Origin of the sequence: Microlunatus parietis (genome assembly GCF_013407955.1) — a bacterium.
In the GTDB taxonomy this organism is placed as follows: Bacteria; Actinomycetota; Actinomycetes; order Propionibacteriales; family Propionibacteriaceae; genus Microlunatus; species Microlunatus parietis.
This window is the reverse complement of the sequence record NZ_JACCBU010000001.1, coordinates 6,437,700-6,451,684: the sequence shown is the minus strand read 5'-3', so window position 1 is coordinate 6,451,684 and position 13,985 is coordinate 6,437,700. Positions and strand designations below refer to the sequence as shown.

Below are 13,985 nucleotides of genomic sequence, written 5' to 3'. Positions count from 1 at the left end.
GCGACCACTGCAACGATCGCGAACGCGAGCAACGGTCGCGGCTGCACCCGAAAGGACGGTCGCCGCCGCGCCCCCACACGGCCGGGACCACCGGGTCCGCGCCGTCCACCCCCATCCCAGCCGCGACCGCTGCAACGGTCGCGACGCGAGGAACGGGCGCGGTTGCGAGAGGACGCGTCAGCGGTTGGCTTCGACCATCTGGCGCAGTTCCTTCTTCAGTTCCGAGATCTCGTCGCGGAGGCGGGCCGCGACCTCGAACTGGAGGTCGGCGGCGGCGGTGTGCATCTGGTCGGTCAGGTCCTGGACCAGGTCGGCCAGGTCCCCGGCGGGCAGGCCGGCCAGTTCGCGGGCGCGCTCGCTCAGGTCGGCCGCCTTGCCCAGCGACGGGACGGCGGCCTTCTGGCGCCGGCCGCCGCGCTTGGACAGCAGGTCCTCGGTGTCGGCGTCCTCCCGGGCCAGCATGTCGGTAATGTCGGCGATCTTCTTGCGCAGCGGCTGCGGGTCGATCCCGTGGGCCTTGTTGTAGGCCTCCTGCTTCTCCCGCCGCCGGTTGGTCTCCTCGATCGCCGCGGCCATCGAGTCGGTGATCTTGTCCGCGTACATGTGCACCTCACCGGACACGTTCCGGGCGGCCCGGCCGATGGTCTGGATCAGGCTCTTCGCGCTGCGCAGGAAGCCTTCCTTGTCGGCGTCGAGGATCGCCACCAGCGACACCTCGGGCAGGTCGAGGCCCTCCCGGAGCAGGTTGATCCCGACCAGCACGTCGAAGGCGCCGGTGCGCAGCCCGCGCAGCAGCTCGACCCGCTGCAGCGTGTCCACCTCGGAGTGCAGATACCGGGTCTTGATCCCGTTCTCCAGCAGGTAGTCGGTGAGGTCCTCGGCCATCTTCTTGGTCAGCGTGGTGACCAAGATCCGCTCGGACTTCTCGGTCCGGGTCTTGATCTCCCCCATCAGGTCGTCGATCTGGCCCTGGGTCGGCTTGATCACGACCTGCGGATCGACCAGCCCGGTCGGCCGGATCAGCTGCTCGACGAAGCCGTCGGAGCGCGCCATCTCGTAGTCGCCGGGCGTCGCCGACAGGTAGATCGTCTGACCGATCCGCTCCACGAACTCCTCGAACCGGAGCGGCCGGTTGTCCAGCGCGCTGGGCAGCCGGAAGCCGTGGTCCACCAGGGTCCGCTTCCGGGACGCGTCGCCCTCGAACATGCCGCCGATCTGCGGCACGGTCACGTGCGACTCGTCGATCACCAGCAGGAAGTCCTCCGGGAAGTAGTCCAGCAGGCAGTTCGGTGGCTCGCCGGGGGCCCGCCCGTCCATGTGCCGCGAGTAGTTCTCGATGCCGGAGCAGGTGCCGATCTGCCGCATCATCTCGATGTCGTAGCTGGTCCGCATCCGCAGGCGCTGCGCCTCCAGCAGCTTGTTCTGCTGCTCCAGTTCCGCCAGGCGTTCGGCCAGTTCGGCTTCGATCTTGACGATCGCCTGCTCCATCCGGTTCGGCCCGGCGACGTAGTGGCTGGCCGGCATCAGGAAGACCTCCTGGTCCTCCGAGATCACCTCGCCGGTCAACGGGTGCATCGTGGACAGGGCTTCGATCTCGTCGCCGAAGAACTCGACCCGGACCGCCATCTCCTCGTACTTCGGGAACACCTCGAGCGTGTCGCCGCGAACCCGGAACGTGCCGCGGGTCCCGGCCAGGTCGTTGCGCACGTACTGGATCCCGACCAGCTTGCGCAGCAGCGAATCGCGCTCGATCTCCTGGCCGACCCGGAGCTGAACCATCTGCTCCAGATACGACTCCGCGCTGCCCAGACCGTAGATCGCCGAGACGGTCGCGACCACGACGACGTCGCGCCTGGTCAGCAGCGAGTTGGTGGCCGAGTGCCGGAGCCGCTCGACCTCCTCGTTGAGCGAGGAGTCCTTCTCGATGTACGTATCCGTCTGCGGAACGTACGCCTCCGGCTGGTAGTAGTCGTAGTACGAGACGAAGTACTCCACCGCGTTCTTCGGGAAGAACTGGCGCAACTCGTTGGCGAACTGCGCCGCCAGGGTCTTGTTCGGCTGCATCACCAGCATCGGCCGCTGCACCCGCTCGGCCAGCCAGGACACCGTCGCCGTCTTGCCGGTGCCGGTGGCGCCGAGCAGCACGACGTCCTGCTCGCCGGCGGCCAGCCGGCGCTCCAGGTCGGCGATCGCCTGCGGCTGGTCGCCGGCAGGCTCGAAGTCGCTGTGCACCTTGAACGGCGCGACGGTTCGGATCAGTTCATCCAGCGGACGCATGCGTCGAGCCTACGACCCGGCACTGACAACGCGGTGATCGCGCAGCCAGGCTCCGGTGGTCCGGCCGCCCTGCGGCGACCGGACCCTCCCTGCTGCCGGGTGACCAGAGCTCAGATCATTGAGCTGAGCATGGAGCCGTTGATCGCGCCCCAGTCCTTGCTGAGCTGCGCGGTGTCGCTGCTCGGCGTGTAGTAGACGGTGCTGGCCGCCAGCGTCCCGTCCGACTTCAGCGCCATCAGGCAGTTGACCATCAGCTGGCCCGAGCCGCCGCTGCCGGTCACCGTGCCGCTGACGCCGCAGCTCGCGATCGAGAGGCTGGACGCCTTGGAGGCCTTCGCCTCCAGATACTTGGCGTTGGTCATCTTCTTGGCGACCTGCTGCATGAACGCGTCGCAGACGTCGTCGACCGCGTCGCTGATGCCGGTCACCGTCTGACCGGTCCACTGGTCCTCGCCGTTGCTGTACCGGACCACCGAGCCGCTCTTGCCGAGGTCGGACCAGCCGTTCGGGATCCGTACGCTGACGCCGTTGCCGAGGCTGACCTGCTCGCTGCTGCCGCCGCCGGTCGGGTCGTCGGTCGGCTGCTCGCTGGTCGGGTCGTCCGTGGGCGGCTCGCTGGTCGGATCCTCCGTCGGTTCCTCGGTCGGCTCCTCGGTGGGATCCTCGGTCGGGCCCGTCGTCGGCGGCTGGGTGTTGGTCGGCGTGATCGTCGCCTCGGGGCCGGCGGAGTTCCGGTTCAGCAGCATGAAGATGCCGCCGATCGCCACCAGCAGCACGACCGCCGCGACCACGATGCCGATCACCATGGCGCCGCTGCGCTGCGGGGGCCGCTGGCCGGAGCCACCCGGCGGCTGCTGGTAGCCGCCGCCACCGCCGCCGTACCCGCCGGGCTGGGTCCGGTAGCCCTGCTGCCCGTAGCCCTGTTGCTGGCCGGGCTGCTGGTAGCCGCCCTGCTGGCCGTAGCCACCCTGCTGGCCGTAGCCGCCCGGTTGCCCGCCCTGCTGCCCGTAACCGCCCTGCTGTCCGCCGCCCTGTTGCCCGTAGCCGCCACCCTGCTGCTGGCCCCAGCCTTGCTGCGGCTGTTGCGGCTGCTGGGGTTGCTGCGGGCGGCCCTGCTGCGGCGGCCAACCCGGCTGGCCGCCCTGCTGGTGGCCCCACTGTCCCGGCTGCTGGCTCACGACCGGCCCTCCTCACCGTCGGTGGGGCGCACTTCCGGCGCCGCTGTGTCGGCCTCCTCGGCGGTCGCCGGCTCCTCCGCCGGAGCCTCCGGTACGGCCTCGTCGGCCGGGGCGGTCTCGTCGGCCGGAGCGGCCTCGTCGAACGTCGCGGTCTGCTCGGCCGGAGCGGGCGGCATCGGTGGCGCCTGATCCTGCGGTACGCTGGCCGGCGGTTGCTGCGCTTCGGGCGGATACACCGGCACCGTGTCCTCGGTCTCGGCCAGGCCCGGCACGCCGGCCTCGGGCAGCGCGGCGGCCGCGGCCACGACGGCCCGGCCCCGCACATGGTGCGCCTTGGGCTGCACCCGGACCGCCGTACCGCAGGCGTTGCAGAACGCCGCGTGCTCGAGCAGCGGCATCTCGCAGCGGGCGCAGAAGCCGAGTTCGCCGTCCTCGCCGACGCCGCCCTCGCGGGCCGTCCGCTCCAATGCGGCCTCCATCAGGCCGGAGTGCAGCACGGTCCGTACCCGAAGGATCAGGATGGACAGGATCAGCACGCCCCAGATCACGTTCAGCGAGATGCTCAGGGCGAGGTTGCCCAGGAACGAGAACAGGTAGATCCCGCCCTGGTAGGCGATGTTGGCCACGACGGCCTCCACCAGGCCGCGGAAGTAGCGCGGCGTGAACCCGTCGTAGCCCCGGCCGAGCCCGGAGAACTCGGCACAGGCGATGCCCGTTGCCGTGCCCATCAGCAGCGGCTTGACGAAGCCCTCCAGGAACATCAGCGGCACCCAGACGCCTGGGTCCGCGGCCTGCAGGCCTCCGGTCAGCAGGTCCCAGTGCCGGACCAGGGTGTCGAACGTCGCGTACGAGACGCCTGAGATCACGCCGAAGGTCAGGCCGTCCATCAGGTCGTCGAACTGCGGCCGGCTGGCCAGTACCAGCGGGCCGACCTGCCGGATCGCCTCGCCGATGATCGGCACCAGCAGCGCCGCGATCAGGAAACCGGCCACGCTCGGGCCGCTGTCCAGACCCTCCAGGTCGGTCGTGATCACCCGCGGGCCGCCCAGGCCGCGCCACCAGACGATCGTGAAGACGATCGCCAGCACGCCGGTCAGGCCGAACGCCATCGCGGTCACCGGCACCGGGGCGTCGTCCCACAGGTTCACGTCGTACAGGTAGACGATGTAGACCAGCGGGATCGCGAACGCGGCCACCAGCACCGCGATCGGCAGCGCGCCGAAGATCGCCGCGACCAGCGCGACCACCAACGCGAACACCAGCGCGATCCGGTACGTCTGCGGGCGTTCCCCGGTCCCGCGCGGCATGATCGTCGAGATCAGCGCGAACGAGGTGACCGGCTCGTCCGGCTTGACCGCGAACGCCTTCCGGCGCGCCTGGTCACCGGAGCGCTGGTCCTGGCCGCAGACGTGACAGAAGTGCGCGACCTCGGGGAGTTCGGCTCGGCATCGTGGACACTCCACGCGAGTCCTCCTACGGGCTGGGCCGTATCGACAACGGCTGTGTCGGATGTGCACCCGGAACGCGCAGCCGAACTCACGGGCCGCAGGGTGCGTCCGCCGGAGAGTATGTCACTTCGCGTCCCGAATGTCCTGGACCCTGCGCCACAACCGGTCCACCTCGCCCGGCAGCGCCTCGGCCGGGCCGGTGTTGTCGATCACCAGGTCCGCCACGGCCAGCCGTTCGGCCCGGCTCGCCTGCGCCGCCAGCCGCTCCTCGACCTGCCGTTCGTCCAGGCCGTTGCGGCGTCGCAGCCGTTCCCGCTGCTGGGCCGGGTCGGCGTCGACGACGATCACCAGGTCGAAGCCGTCCGCCAGCCCGGCCTCGACCAGCAGCGGGATCACCTGGATCACCACGGCGTCGTCGGGCGCCGCCCGTTCCAACTCCTCGGCGCGCTGCCGTACCAACGGATGGGTGATCGCCTCAAGATCACGCCGGGCCGCCGGGTCGGCGAAGATGATCTTGCCCAGCGCCGCCCGGTCGAGTTGATCACCGTCCAGCACCTGCGGGCCGAACCGCTGGACCACCGCAGCCAGCCCGGGCGTTCCCGGGGCAACGACTTCGCGGGCCAGCAGGTCGGAGTCGATGATCACCGCACCTCGCTCGCAAAGCAGGTCCGATACCGCCGACTTGCCCGACGCGATGCCGCCGGTCAACGCGATCCGCATCCAGGGTCCTTTGCAGGTAGGACGAAACGGCCCCGGGCGCTCGCGCGTCCGGGGCCGTTCCGTGGTGATCAGTTACTGCGTGATCAGTTGCTGCTGCCGGTCAGCTTCTCGCGCAGGGCCTGCAGTGCCTCGTCCGAGGCCAGCGAGCCCTCCGGCGCGCTGGGGGTCGGAGCGGAGCTGCCACCGCTGTTGCTGCTGCTCGAGTACGAAGCGGTCGACGGCGGCGCGACGACGTCGCCGTTCTCGGCCTCGACGACCTGCTTCTTGTGGGCCTCCCAGCGAGCGTGAGCCTCGGCGTACTGCTGCTCCCAGGCCGCCTGCTGCTCCTCGTACCCTTCGAGCCACTCGCCGGTCTCCGGATCGAAGCCCTCGGGGTAGATGTAGTTGCCCTGCTCGTCGTAGTTCGCCGTCATGCCGTAGAGGGCCGGGTCGAACTCCTCGGAGGTGACGTCGACGCTCTCGTTGGCCTGCTTGAGCGACAGCGAGATCCGGCGACGCTCCAGGTCGATGTCGATGATCTTGACCATGACGTCGTCGCTGACCTGGACGACCTGCTCCGGGATCTCCACGTGGCGCTCGGCCAGCTCGGAGACGTGGACCAGGCCCTCGATGCCGTCCTCGACCCGGACGAACGCACCGAACGGCACCAGCTTGGTGACCTTGCCCGGAACGATCTGGCCGATCTGGTGCAGCCGCGCGAACGCCTGCCACGGATCTTCCTGGGTCGCCTTGAGCGACAGCGAGACGCGCTCGCGGTCCATCTCGACCGACAGCACCTCGACCGTGACCTCCTGGCCGACCTCGACGACCTCGGACGGGTGGTCGATGTGCTTCCAGGACAGCTCGGAGACGTGCACCAGCCCGTCCACGCCGCCGAGATCGACGAACGCGCCGAAGTTGACGATCGAGGAGACCACACCCTTGCGGATCTGGCCCTTCTGCAGCTGGGTGAGGAAGGACTGCCGCACCTCGGACTGGGTCTGCTCGAGCCAGGCCCGGCGGGACAGCACGACGTTGTTGCGGTTCTTGTCCAACTCGATGATCTTGGCCTCGAGCTCCTGGCCGACGTACGGCTGGAGGTCGCGGACGCGCCGCATCTCCACGAGGGAGGCCGGCAGGAAGCCCCGCAGACCGATGTCGAGGATCAGGCCGCCCTTGACGACCTCGATCACCTGACCGGTGACCACGCCGTCCTCGTCCTTGATCTTCTCGATCGTGCCCCAGGCGCGCTCGTACTGAGCCCGCTTCTTGGACAGGATCAGCCGACCCTCTTTGTCCTCTTTCTGCTGGACCAGGGCCTCGACCTCGTCGCCGACGCTGACCACGTCGTGGGGATCGACATCGTGCTTGATCGAGAGTTCCTTGGAGGGGATAACCCCTTCGGTCTTGTAACCGATGTCGAGCAGGACCTCGTCGCGGTCGACCTTGACGACGGTTCCGGTGACGATGTCGCCGTCGTTGAAGTACTTGATTGTTGCGTCGATAGCCTCGAGGAAGGCTTCCGGCGAACTGAAGTCGTCTACCGCGACCTGCGGCGGCGCTTCTAGGGAGGACGTCATGTAGTAGGGCTCCGATATGGCTGGACTAGAAATTCGGGTTGCTGCGGCCCTTCCGTACAATCCGTTCCGCCGAGAACCTTGACCTGCTGCCAGCTGCCCAGGGTGTACGAGCGTGACCCACTCCGTCCGAGGTCGCGCAGGCCACAGCGACACGACAGCCTATCGCCGCGGACAAAGCAGGGTCAATTTGAGTCCGGGTCATTCGAGCTCGTGCAACGTACCGTCGGCCAGGGCCGCGAGCCCGGCGGTCACCAGCGGTCGGCTGCGCGGACCCAGACGGTCGCCGATCCGGTCCACCTCGACGAAGGCGTACGACCTCAGCTCGTCGGCCGGCAGCCTGATCGCCGCGATCTCCGGTTCGGTCAGCACGCCGCCGTCGTAGCCGAACTGCAGGGAGCCGTACGGATCCGTCGGCGGGTCGGGTCGATTCGAGTTGATCACGAGCAGCCGGCCGAGCGGGCGGTCCAGCCCCAGCTCCTCCAGCACCTCGCGGCGGCACGCGGTGCTCGGCGATTCGTCGGCCTCGACCGTACCGCCCGGCAACAGCCAGTCCGGCCGGTAGGTCGGCTCCACCAGCAGCACCCGGCCGGCCTCGTCCCGGATCAGCGCGCCGGCCCCGATCCGTCGCCGCGGCAGCGTCGCCAGGAAGCTCGCCCGGTCCAACCGTTCCCCGCTCACCGGCCCGAGTGTAAGTGGGTGCCGGGTGTCACCGGGCGGCGGTAAGTTCGGAGCATGTGCCGAAACATCACCACGCTGCGTGGTCTCGATCCGCCCGCCACCGACGAGGAGATCACCGCCGCAGCCCTGCAGTTCGTCCGCAAGGTCACCGGGGTGACGAAGGTCAGCGACGCGACCCGAGAGCCGGTCGAGCAGGCCGTCCAGGAGATCTCCGGCATCGTGACCCGGCTGCTGGAGTCCCTGCCGGAGCGGCGCCAGCCGCCGAAGAGCGTGCCACCGCTGCGCCGGCCCGAGGTCCAGGCCCGGATCGCACAACGGATCAAGGAGCGCGAGGAGCACGAGCGGATGCACGAACTGGGGATCGCCCACACCCACTGAGCCCACCCGGACTCGAATGTGCGACTCGGCAGACGTCTCGTGGGCTGCGCAGGTGTCGCAGCGGCGCGTACTGGAATGGCAGGTCGTGTATCAGCGCGACGGCCGCTGCACGAAGCGCCTGCACGGCGGCGATGAGGTCCTCTTTCTGAAGACGGCGCCCGACCTCCGAGCCGAGCGGGATCGGCTCCGATGGTTGGGGCGTCACCTCCCAGCCCCGCCGGTCCTCGGCTTCCGCCCGGGTGATCCTGATCTGCTGCTCACCCGGGCGGGCATCGGCCGCGACCTGACCGACGACAACCACAGACGGAAGCCGGTCCTGGTGGTGCAGTTGCTCGCGGCAGCTCTGCGTCGCCTTCATGGAATCGACCCGGACACCTGCCCGTTCGGCCGTCAGGGTCCGGGGCTGGTCGTGGTGCACGGCGACGCCTGCCTGCCCAACTTCCTCGCCACCGGCGAGCGAATCACCGGCTATCTCGACGTCGGAGAACTTCGGATCGATCGTGCTGAAGTCGACCTTGCCGCGGCCGTCTGGAGTCTCCAGCACAATCTCGGGCCCGGTTGGGGCCCGCCTTCCTCGACGCCTACGGCTGGCCCTTCACCGACGAGGACACCGTGGAGCGACTCCGACTCGCTTACAAGGGTGTTTGACCTGATCCAGGTCGTCGCCCCCCGAACCGAAAAAGGTAGTCAGGCCTCGGACTTTCCGCCGGAAGCGTCCTGGTACTGGTCGGCATAGGTGGGTGTGTCCTTGATCAGGTTGTCGGCGAAGGCGGCGACGTCCTTGCCGGTGAGTTCGAGGACGCCCTTGCCGGCCGCGACGCCCTCCTCGAAGAAGTCGACGAGTTCGGCCAGCAGGTTGCCTTCGGTCAGGGAGACCGGGCCGACCTTGAACAGGTAGCGCTGCAGTTCGGCGTAGACAATCCGGTAGTCCGGCGGCAGCGCCTTGACTCGGGCCAGGTGGGCCCGCCACTGCTTCTTGCCCTCGATGAGGTCTTGGATTCCCATCTCAGCCTCCCAGCCGATCCAGTTTCCTGGCCACGTTGCGATTCAGCTGCTCTCGCCACCGGTCCCGATAGGTCCGGATCTCGGGTCCGCCGGTCAGCGCGGCACAGAAGCCGGGAAGGTCGTCGCCCAGCAGCACGTCCCGAGCGCTCTGCCCGTCGGCCGCGGTCTCCTCGAGCAGGCCGAGGACGCCGTCCAGGACCGGCATCAGCTTCCGGCCGCTGAAGTCGCCGGGGACCGCGAGTGGAACTTAATCTTGTCCCAGGCCGCCTTGTGGTCCGGTGGCAGCGCCGCGGCTCGGGCCTCGAACGCCTTTCATTCCCTGGTCAGATCACTCCCGGTGATCGTTTCCCAGAAGTTCATCTGCTTCCCTCCTTGAGCTTGCCGACCCGCGAGGTGAGGTAGTCCCATTTCGCCCAGAACGTCGCGAGTTCCGCCCGGCCGACGTCGTTGAGTGCGTAGAACTTGCGCGGCGGGCCCAGCTCGGACGGTCGTTCCGTGACCTCGACGAGGCCGTTCCGCTCCAGCCGGACCAGGATCGTGTAGACCGTTCCTTCGACGACGTCGGGGAAGCCGAGCTCGTTCAGCCGGCGCGTGATCGCGTAGCCGTACGTCTCCTCGCCGCCGATGATCTCGAGCACGCAGACTTCGAACTGCTCCGAGACTCATCGTTCTGGCAAGCCGACCCGGCACCGGCAAAGTCGACCGTCGCGCGTCGCCGCGCACCGCGATTTTCAGCCGCCTACCTCAGCGTCGATGCAATGGTGGTCCCGATCCTCGCATCGCAACAGATCGATGAAGCGTCCACGGCGGCCATCGGGTACGACATCTGTGCCGAAGTCGCTGCCCAGAACGTTGAAGCCGGCCTCACTGTCGTTGTCGACGGCGGAAACGCGACGCACGATCGTCGCTAGACCTGGCTCGAGGGGTCCAAGCGGCTGGACGTGCCACTCGTCTTCGTGGAGACCCGGCTCGAAGCCGTCGAGCACCGGCGCCGGGTGGCGCAGCGGCAACGCGGATCAACCGGCTATCTCGGGCCAACGTGGGAGCAGCTCCAGCAAGTCCCCTTTGATCCCTGGCAGGCCGAGCACCTCGCACACAAGATCACGATCGATACGGCAGTCATCGAGGATGCCGTCGCACCGGCAACCCGATGGATCCGCGCTTACCCCGGATGATTGCTGTCGGGATCGACCTCAACTCAACCGATAGTGCGTTTTATCCTCGGCCAACGCCCGAGCTCAGGTCGTTTCGCGACACCCGGCGCGATCAGTCGGCGTCGGGCCGGACGTAGGTCAGGGCGAGGTTGCCGCGCGGGAAGGACTTCACGTCGACCAGCTTCAGCTTCGTGAACTCGGTGAACAGCGGGCCGCCGGCGCCGTGGGCGACGGGTTTGATCAGGAGGTGGAACTCGTCGACGAGGCCGGCGCGGACCACGGACTGGGCGAACCGGACACCGCCGTGCACCATGATCGGCCCGACGCCCTTGGCCTTCAGGCCGGCGAACTCCGTGGCCAGGTCGCCGGAGCAGACGGTCGTCTGCTCCCATGGGGTCTCGATCGGGCGACTGGAGAAGACGACCTTCGGGATCGTGTTCATCGCGTCGGCCTCGACACCGCTCTGGTACGGCCAGTGGCCCGCCATGTCCCGATACGTCCGCGAGCCCATCGCGTGAACCCCGGCGCGGCCGAGGAACTCGCCCATGTGGGCGACGAACTCCTCGTCCTCGTCGTACTCCACGAAGAAGTCCTCGGGCACACCGGGCGGGGCCGCGCCGTAACCGTCGAGTGACAGGCCGTGCCGGAGGATCACCAGGTCTGTGTTCATGTCTTGCAGACCGGTGCCGCCGACTGAACTCATCGGGGAGCCCCGGAGAAGTTCACGAAGCCGTGCGTACGTACAGCTGCGCGGTGTTCTTGTTGGCCAGGCCGCCGAGGGCGCCGAGGGCCCAGAAGCGGAGCGTGACATCGACCGCGCCCGGGTCGGCGAGCCGGACCCGGAACCGGGTGTCCTGCCGCGCCGCTCCGGTCAGCTCGGTGTCCGGGGCGTCGACCTCGAGGCCGGGCAGCCGGGACCAGCGCAGGTGCAGCGGCCCGGTCACGTACCCCTGGTTCAGCACGGCGACGTCGATCTCGGCCCACTCCCCCGGCCGGACCGGGGCGACGGCGAGCTCGGTCCGGGCCGCCTCGACCCGTCCCTCGGGGTTGATCGTCACCACGAATGCTGCGTCGGCGACGGCCGGAGTGCAGCAGGAACAGCCCGGTTCGCAGGACATCAGTCGACCTCGCTCTCGTCGCGGCGTTCGGCATAGACGGCCTGCGCCTGGTCGTACGCGAGCCGCGCCGCCGGCCGCTCGGCCGGCCGGATGAAGCCGTGCTTGACCTCCCACAGTTGATCAACGCAGTCGTGCAGCCACTGGGCGCTGCGGCGGGACGCGCGGATGGGCCGGCCGGCGATCTCGACGAAGACCGGCGACGTGTGCAGGCTGGGCAGCAGCCGCAGCGCCACCCAGGAGGAGCGTTCCAGTTCCAGGTCGAAGCTCACCTCCTGCTCGGTCCCGTCGGCCACGATCTCCTGGCGGGCCACGGCCTGTCCGTTGACCACGGCCTCGACGGCGACGGTACGGGTGTCGCCGATCCGGGCCCATTCCAGGTGCCAGGCCGACGCGTCCCAGTCCGACGATCCGTCGCTCGCCACGGTGAGTTCGGCCGGCGCGAGGTCGTAGTCGAAGTCGGGCACGCTCGGCTCCGGCCGCTGCTCCGGCAGCAGGGCGGCGACGGTCGCGGTCAACCGCACCGGCCCGGCGGCGGACCGTCGCTGCTCCCGGGACTGGTCGCCGTCCAGGGCCACGTCGAAGGCGTGGCTGCGCCCGTCCCCGAAGTACGAGGAGCGGGTCCGCAGCCCGTCGATCCAGGCCTCCAGCGCGCGGTCGCCGGCCGGCGGTTCCGGCAGCGACACGTACGTGCGACCGATGCCGGGCCGCTCGTCGGAGACGCACGGGAAGTCGGTCTCGCCGAGCATCAGGGTCCGGAACCCGGTGTTGAGCAGGTGGTACCAGACGTTCATCTCGGCCGCGAGCCCGAACTCGGCGCCGGCGATGAAATCCGCGGCCCCGTGCGGGACGTCGACGACGAGTTCGTTCGACCCGATCGAGGAGAACGGCGGCAGGTCGAAGTTGGGCAGTTCCCGGGACGGCGTCGCCATCCCGAGCCCGCAGTGCGCGAACCCGGTGAACGCTCCCTGGGCCTGCGCCCACTGGTGGATCGGCAGGTTCCAGGACGGCCAGTCCTCGAGCACCGACGTGCCCGGATAGTCCTGGTCGGTCAGGCCGAGCAAGATCAAATGGCCGGAATGGCTGGACGGGAAGCCGGAGATCTCGACGTCGTAGCGGAGCACGCTCTCGCGGTCGGTCTGGGTGGGCTGCGGCTGCCAGGTGACGCCGTTCGCCTCCTGGTGCGACGGGTGCTCCAGGATCGCCGGCGGGCTGATGCTGCGGCCGGTGAAGAACTGCTTCTGGTAGTAGTAGCAAGGCCCCCAGGTCAGCACGCTGGACACCCAGATCGCCTCGCCGCGGGCGTGCCTGATCATGGTCTCCGGCGACACGCCCTCGGTCGGCTGGCTGTAGTGCGAGCAGCCGCCGCCGTGGATGTGCGGGTCGCCCGAGTAGTAGCCCCGCGCCGCCGGGTCGATCCACCGGTCCAGCTGTACGGCGAGCGGCGCCGGCCCCGCCGAGTCGACGGTGAACCGGGTCGTCACCGGCCGGTACTCGGGGCCGCGCCAGGCCGTGATGGCGTACTCCCCCGCCGGCAACTGCAGGATCTCGCCGGACGAGCGGTACACCTGGTCCTGGAAGAACATGTCCGGCGCCAGCCGCAGCCCGCGGTTCGGGTAGACCCGGCCCAGGTCGTCCTTCGCGATGATCGAGGCGACACAGGTCCGGCCGTCGGCGTCACGCACGTCCAGCACGACGTCGTGGGCCGGCACCGCGTCCACCTCGACGTCGACCGACGCCGAGCCGACGGTCCAGAGCCGGCGCCGCTGGGTCTGGGTCCAGCTGTCACCGGCGGTGCCGTCGTTCGGCCGGCCGGTGCGGGACACGGTGATCGGGGCGGCGCGCCGGCCGGCGTCCCGGCTGTGCAGGCTGATCACGAAGAACTCGAGTTCGCGGCCGGTCAGCGCGCCCGGCCCGTCGAGCTTGAGCTCGTACCACCACTTGTCCCGGATCGTCGCGGCGTGCTCGATCCGGTCCGGCAGGTACGGCCGGGTGACCATCCCGCTCGCCCGGGTGACGTCGCTGCCGCCGCCGGACACGGAGAACGTCGCCTCCAGTCCGCCCGGGTTGACCGCGCAGAGCAGGAAGCTGTTCCAGCCGCCCTGCACCAGCCGGGCCGGCTCGCCGTGCTGGACCAGGGTTTCCGGGCCGTGCCGGCCGACGGTGAGTTCCAGCAGCAGGTGCGGTGCGAGCAGGCGCAGCAGTTCGTCGGCGAGGTCGGCGTCCGGCCGCTCGGCGAGCGCGGTCACCGCCTCGCGAAGCGTGGGATCGACGGGTTCGCCGAGTTCGGCCAGCCGGCCCAACGCCCGGGTCGCGGAACTGAGGATCGGCTGCGCCGCCGGGTTCGCCGCTGTCAGTTGGTCGGTGTGGTCGAGGGTCACACTGCTCCCATCGCAGGCGTACGCCCCCGCGGGGAAACGGGGCTCCCGCCGAGCCTACGTCGCCGTTCCCGGCGCGGCGAGCGACTTTCCAC

The 13,985-nt window shown here is 69.4% G+C and carries 16 protein-coding genes; 4 read left to right on the top strand and 12 right to left on the bottom strand.

Annotated elements, in window-relative coordinates:
- Positions 1–177: 177 nt before the first annotated feature.
- The 6 genes from uvrB to BKA15_RS31075 all read right to left on the bottom strand — a co-directional run bounded on the left by uvrB (position 178) and on the right by BKA15_RS31075 (position 7,860).
- The gene (gene uvrB, locus BKA15_RS31100; RefSeq protein ID WP_179757539.1) at positions 178–2,277 is read right to left on the bottom strand and encodes an excinuclease ABC subunit UvrB; all 2,100 of its coding nucleotides are present in this window, start codon (positions 2,275–2,277) and stop codon (positions 178–180) included.
- Positions 2,278–2,387: 110 nt separating this feature from the next.
- Positions 2,388–3,455 carry a hypothetical protein gene (locus BKA15_RS31095; RefSeq protein WP_179757538.1) on the bottom strand — a complete coding sequence of 356 codons (1,068 nt, stop codon included), beginning with the start codon at positions 3,453–3,455 and terminating at the stop codon, positions 2,388–2,390.
- Positions 3,452–4,918, bottom strand: a complete 1,467-nt coding sequence (locus tag BKA15_RS31090; protein ID WP_179757537.1) for a PrsW family intramembrane metalloprotease — start codon at positions 4,916–4,918, stop codon at positions 3,452–3,454. Before BKA15_RS31090 ends, BKA15_RS31095 begins: the two co-directional genes overlap by 4 nt.
- 108 nt (positions 4,919–5,026) lie before the next feature.
- On the bottom strand, positions 5,027–5,623 hold the full coding sequence (coaE, locus tag BKA15_RS31085; RefSeq protein ID WP_179757536.1) for a dephospho-CoA kinase: 597 nt from the start codon (positions 5,621–5,623) through the stop codon (positions 5,027–5,029).
- 83 nt (positions 5,624–5,706) lie between these two features.
- Complete coding sequence (gene rpsA / locus BKA15_RS31080) at positions 5,707–7,182, bottom strand: 30S ribosomal protein S1 (protein WP_179757535.1); 1,476 nt, start codon at positions 7,180–7,182, stop codon at positions 5,707–5,709.
- 198 nt (positions 7,183–7,380) lie between these two features.
- Positions 7,381–7,860: an NUDIX domain-containing protein gene (locus BKA15_RS31075; protein ID WP_312879562.1), complete on the bottom strand. Its 480-nt coding sequence runs from the start codon at positions 7,858–7,860 to the stop codon at positions 7,381–7,383.
- 54 nt (positions 7,861–7,914) lie between these two features.
- Here BKA15_RS31075 and BKA15_RS31070 point away from each other — a divergent pair, with 54 nt between their 5' ends.
- Positions 7,915–8,238: a DUF2277 domain-containing protein gene (locus BKA15_RS31070; RefSeq protein ID WP_179757534.1), complete on the top strand. Its 324-nt coding sequence runs from the start codon at positions 7,915–7,917 to the stop codon at positions 8,236–8,238.
- Positions 8,239–8,290: 52 nt separating this feature from the next.
- Positions 8,291–8,974 (top strand): phosphotransferase, encoded by a 684-nt coding sequence (locus tag BKA15_RS31065; protein WP_179757533.1) that lies wholly within the window; start codon positions 8,291–8,293, stop codon positions 8,972–8,974.
- Here BKA15_RS31065 and BKA15_RS31060 read toward each other — a convergent pair.
- The 3 genes from BKA15_RS31060 to BKA15_RS31050 form a co-directional block, all read right to left on the bottom strand.
- Complete coding sequence (locus tag BKA15_RS31060; protein ID WP_179757532.1) at positions 8,926–9,243, bottom strand: DUF1048 domain-containing protein; 318 nt, start codon at positions 9,241–9,243, stop codon at positions 8,926–8,928. The genes BKA15_RS31065 and BKA15_RS31060 overlap by 49 nt on opposite strands.
- Before the next feature lies 1 nt (position 9,244).
- Positions 9,245–9,448 (bottom strand): DUF1048 domain-containing protein, encoded by a 204-nt coding sequence (locus BKA15_RS36055; RefSeq protein WP_246322461.1) that lies wholly within the window; start codon positions 9,446–9,448, stop codon positions 9,245–9,247.
- A 151-nt stretch (positions 9,449–9,599) separates the two neighbouring features.
- Positions 9,600–9,881 carry a PadR family transcriptional regulator gene (locus tag BKA15_RS31050; RefSeq protein ID WP_179757531.1) on the bottom strand — a complete coding sequence of 94 codons (282 nt, stop codon included), beginning with the start codon at positions 9,879–9,881 and terminating at the stop codon, positions 9,600–9,602.
- 120 nt (positions 9,882–10,001) lie between these two features.
- On the opposite strand from BKA15_RS31050, the gene BKA15_RS31045 reads away from it, so the two are divergent.
- Together BKA15_RS31045 and BKA15_RS31040 are read left to right on the top strand one after the other, a co-directional pair.
- On the top strand, positions 10,002–10,154 hold the full coding sequence (locus BKA15_RS31045; protein WP_179757530.1) for a hypothetical protein: 153 nt from the start codon (positions 10,002–10,004) through the stop codon (positions 10,152–10,154).
- Positions 10,155–10,184: 30 nt separating this feature from the next.
- Positions 10,185–10,418, top strand: a complete 234-nt coding sequence (locus tag BKA15_RS31040; protein ID WP_179757529.1) for a P-loop nucleotide/nucleoside kinase family protein — start codon at positions 10,185–10,187, stop codon at positions 10,416–10,418.
- 91 nt (positions 10,419–10,509) lie between these two features.
- Here BKA15_RS31040 and BKA15_RS31035 read toward each other — a convergent pair whose 3' ends face one another.
- Genes BKA15_RS31035 through BKA15_RS31025 form a run of 3 tightly spaced genes read right to left on the bottom strand, consistent with a single transcriptional unit; the run spans position 10,510 to position 13,893 of the window.
- The gene (locus BKA15_RS31035) at positions 10,510–11,067 is read right to left on the bottom strand and encodes a dihydrofolate reductase family protein (RefSeq protein WP_179757528.1); all 558 of its coding nucleotides are present in this window, start codon (positions 11,065–11,067) and stop codon (positions 10,510–10,512) included.
- 52 nt (positions 11,068–11,119) lie between these two features.
- Positions 11,120–11,515: a hypothetical protein gene (locus BKA15_RS31030; protein ID WP_179757527.1), complete on the bottom strand. Its 396-nt coding sequence runs from the start codon at positions 11,513–11,515 to the stop codon at positions 11,120–11,122.
- A complete protein-coding gene (locus BKA15_RS31025) occupies positions 11,515–13,893 on the bottom strand; it encodes a CehA/McbA family metallohydrolase (protein WP_179757526.1) in 2,379 nt (792 codons plus the stop codon). The genes BKA15_RS31030 and BKA15_RS31025 overlap by 1 nt, the downstream gene beginning before the upstream one ends.
- Positions 13,894–13,985: the final 92 nt, after the last annotated feature.

Excerpts from the sequence above, each read along its gene's own strand:
- BKA15_RS31035 (WP_179757528.1), bottom strand. The coding sequence starts at position 11,067 with ATGAACACAGACCTGGTGATCCTCCGGCACGGCCTGTCACTCGACGGT.
- uvrB (WP_179757539.1), bottom strand. The coding sequence starts at position 2,277 with ATGCGTCCGCTGGATGAACTGATCCGAACCGTCGCGCCGTTCAAGGTG.
- BKA15_RS31070 (WP_179757534.1), top strand. The coding sequence starts at position 7,915 with ATGTGCCGAAACATCACCACGCTGCGTGGTCTCGATCCGCCCGCCACC.
- rpsA (WP_179757535.1), bottom strand. The coding sequence starts at position 7,182 with ATGACGTCCTCCCTAGAAGCGCCGCCGCAGGTCGCGGTAGACGACTTC.
- coaE (WP_179757536.1), bottom strand. The coding sequence starts at position 5,623 with ATGCGGATCGCGTTGACCGGCGGCATCGCGTCGGGCAAGTCGGCGGTA.
- BKA15_RS31060 (WP_179757532.1), bottom strand. The coding sequence starts at position 9,243 with ATGGGAATCCAAGACCTCATCGAGGGCAAGAAGCAGTGGCGGGCCCAC.
- BKA15_RS31045 (WP_179757530.1), top strand. The coding sequence starts at position 10,002 with ATGGTGGTCCCGATCCTCGCATCGCAACAGATCGATGAAGCGTCCACG.
- BKA15_RS31030 (WP_179757527.1), bottom strand. The coding sequence starts at position 11,515 with ATGTCCTGCGAACCGGGCTGTTCCTGCTGCACTCCGGCCGTCGCCGAC.
- BKA15_RS36055 (WP_246322461.1), bottom strand. The coding sequence starts at position 9,448 with ATGCCGGTCCTGGACGGCGTCCTCGGCCTGCTCGAGGAGACCGCGGCC.